This is a genomic window from Streptomyces prunicolor NBRC 13075, from assembly GCF_000367365.1.
Classification (GTDB): domain Bacteria; phylum Actinomycetota; class Actinomycetes; order Streptomycetales; family Streptomycetaceae; genus Streptomyces; species Streptomyces prunicolor.
This window is the reverse complement of sequence record NZ_BARF01000179.1, coordinates 1-2,877: the sequence shown is the minus strand read 5'-3', so window position 1 is coordinate 2,877 and position 2,877 is coordinate 1. Positions and strand designations below refer to the sequence as shown.

At 71.9% G+C, this 2,877-nt stretch carries 4 protein-coding genes; 3 read left to right on the top strand and 1 reads right to left on the bottom strand.

The features are described 5' to 3' along the window. Window positions 1–307 (bottom strand): DUF192 domain-containing protein (locus SPR02S_RS54625; protein ID WP_019065491.1); only part of this gene is annotated, 307 nt, incomplete at its 3' end. Between the two features lie 137 nt (window positions 308–444). Here SPR02S_RS54625 and SPR02S_RS54620 point away from each other — a divergent pair. The 3 genes from SPR02S_RS54620 to SPR02S_RS54610 are packed head-to-tail and all read left to right on the top strand — an operon-like array spanning window position 445 to window position 2,785. Continuing rightward, complete coding sequence (locus tag SPR02S_RS54620; protein ID WP_019065490.1) at window positions 445–1,197, top strand: prepilin peptidase; 753 nt, start codon at window positions 445–447, stop codon at window positions 1,195–1,197. Between the two features lie 60 nt (window positions 1,198–1,257). Further along, window positions 1,258–1,845 (top strand): dihydrofolate reductase family protein, encoded by a 588-nt coding sequence (locus SPR02S_RS54615; protein WP_019065489.1) that lies wholly within the window; start codon window positions 1,258–1,260, stop codon window positions 1,843–1,845. Between the two features lie 40 nt (window positions 1,846–1,885). Beyond that, window positions 1,886–2,785, top strand: coding sequence for an LLM class flavin-dependent oxidoreductase (locus SPR02S_RS54610; protein ID WP_019065488.1), 900 nt, complete (start codon window positions 1,886–1,888; stop codon window positions 2,783–2,785). The last annotated feature ends 92 nt before the right edge of the window (window positions 2,786–2,877 follow it).

The window sequence follows — 2,877 nt, the reverse complement described above, 5'->3', positions numbered from 1 at the left end:
CCGCCCCCGCCTCCAGCACATGCCGCGCCCGAACCCGCGGCAGCCCCAACCGCCCCCGCTTCATCGTGTGGACGGCGACGACCTTCAAGTCCCGGTCCAGGTACGCCACATCGATCGGGAACCGCATCCGGAACGTGTGCACACTGCTCGCCGGCGAGAGCAGCATCGCCCCGTCGATCGCGTCCCGCCCGAGCAGCCCCTTCGTGCGCGCCCGGTACGAGGTCGCCAACTCCAGCGGGACGGCGACCGTCCCCGCGGCGCCCTGCACGATCAGCTTCCCGCGCCCGTCACTCCAGCGTCGCCCCATGCCAGGTCACCTTCCTGCACCACGAGCCACAACGGATCCGGTGCCAACTGACCGTACCCACACGGCAGTAGGCCCCGCATGGATCCATAGGCCCACGGACCCATGCCCCGCCCGCCGTATCCGGATATCGTCCCGGCGTGGGCCTGTTGCTGATCCTCGTGGGTGCCCTGTGGGGCGCGATGTCGGGCCTCCTGCTGCCCCGCGCCGCCCACCGCCTCTCCGTGGACCCCGAGGAACCCTGGAAGGGGCAGTGCCCCGACGGCCACCCGATCACGGGCCCGTTCGACGGCTGGCTCGGCCGGGCCCACTGCACCACCGACACCACCAACGCGCACTGCGGCCCCTACGGCCCCCGCACCCCCGCCGTATCCGCCGCAACCGCCCTCCTCTGCGCCACCCTCGCCGCAGCCACCGGCCCCCACCCCGAACTCCTCGTCTGGCTGCTCGCCACCCCCGTCGCCGTCCTCCTCGCCCTGGTCGACCTCAGGGTCCACCGCCTCCCCGACGTCCTCACCCTCCCCCTCGCCGCAGCCACTCTCACCCTCCTCGGCATCACCGCCGCACTCCCCGACGCCGCCGGCTCCTGGCCCACCGCCCTCTACGGCGGTCTCGCCCTCGGAGCCACCTACGAGGCCCTGTACCTCCTCAACCCGGCAGGTATGGGCTTCGGCGACGTGAAACTCGCCCTCGGCCTCGGCACGGCCCTCGGCTGGTACGGCTGGCCGGTGCTCGTCACGGGCGCCTTCGCGGGGGTGCTGTACGGCGCGGTGTACGGCCTCGGCATGGTCGCCCTGCGCCGGGCGGGCCGTAAGACGGCGATCCCGCTCGGGCCGTTCATGCTCGGGGGAGCGTTCACCGGTTTGTTGCTGGGGGCGTTCGCGGTCGCGTGAGACGGTGGTGGACCCGGCGCCGAGCGGGGCGACCACGAACAAAACAACGGCGGTGCACCCATGCGCAAAATCAGCCTGATGATGACCGTGTCCCTCGACGGCTACATGGAGGGCCCCGACCGCGACATCGACTGGCACCTGGTCGACGAGGAACTCCACCAGCACATGAACGACACCCTCAAACACATGGGCGCCTTCGTCGACGGCCGCGTCACCCACGAACTCATGGCCGCCTACTGGCCCACCGCCGACGCGGACCCCGACACCCCGGCGGTCATGGCCGAGTTCGCCCGCATCTGGCGGGACATGCCGAAGATCGTGTACTCACGGACCCTGCCCAGCGGCCCCGCAGAGTGGAACACGACCATCGTGCCCGAGGTCGTCCCCGAGGAAGTACAGGCCCTCAAGGAACAGCCCGGCGGCGACCTGGGCCTCGGCGGCGCCGACCTCGCCGCGACCTTCCTCCGCCTAGGCCTCGTCGACGAGATCAAGGTGTACGTCAACCCGATCGTCCTCGGCCGCGGCAAGCCGATGTTCCCGGTCTCCGACACCCGCACCCCCCTCCGCCTCACCGAGTCCCGCACCTTCGGCAACGGGGTCGTCCTCCTGCGCTACGAGCGCGTGACCCCCAACTCCGCCGCCTCGTAAAGCTGTTGTCCACGGCACTCTCCCCGGATAGGAAGAACCCATGACCGGACTCGGCGCTGTATTCCGTCCCCAACTACCCCCGGAGCGACTGCGAGCCGTAGTCCAACTCGCCGATGCCACCGGGCTCGAAGAGCTCTGGCTCTGGGAGGACTGTTTCAGGGAGGGCGGTATCTCGGCCGCCGCTGCCGCGCTCGCGTGGAGCGGGCAAGTGCGGGTCGGGGTGGGCCTGTTGCCGGTGCCGTTGCGGAACGTCGCCATCACCGCGATGGAAGTCGCCACGCTGGACCGGCTGTTCCCGGGGCGCGCGATCCTCGGCGTCGGGCACGGCGTACAGGACTGGATGGGCCAGGTCGGGGCACGTGTCGAATCCCCGGTGACCCTGCTGCGCGAGCATCTCGACGCGCTGCGCGCCCTGTTGCGCGGAGAGCGCGTCACGACCGACGGACGCTACGTCAAGCTTGACGACGTCGCCCTCGACTGGCCGCCTACCGGTCCCGTCGAGATCCTCGCCGGCGCCACCGGCCCCCGCACCCTCCGCCTCGCCGGTGCGGCAGCGGACGGCACGATCCTCACCGCGAGCACCGCACCGGACGGCGTCCGCCGGGCCCGTCAACTCATCGACGAGGGGCGGGAGTCGGCCGGCCGCACCGAGCCGCACAAGGTCGTCGTCTATCTCCTCACCGCCACCGCCACCGCCACCGCCACCGCCACCGCCACCGGCCCCGACGCCGCCGCCCGCCTCCGCGCCGAACTCGCCGAAGAGGGGCTGGAGTCGGTCCCCGACCTCGGTGTCGCCGGTGACGCGGACACCGTTGCGAAGGCCGTCCAGCGCCTCGCGGAGGCCGGCGCCGACACGGTCATCCTCCAGCCCACCGGCGACGAACCCGACCCGGAGGCCTTCGTACGCTTCGCGGCGGAGGTCAGGGCGCTGGTCCCCTGAACACCGACCCCCATCCCTCGACCCCCGACCTCGACCCCCGACCTCAGCCCCCGACCTCAGCCCCCGACCCCTGACCCCGACCCCTGACCCCT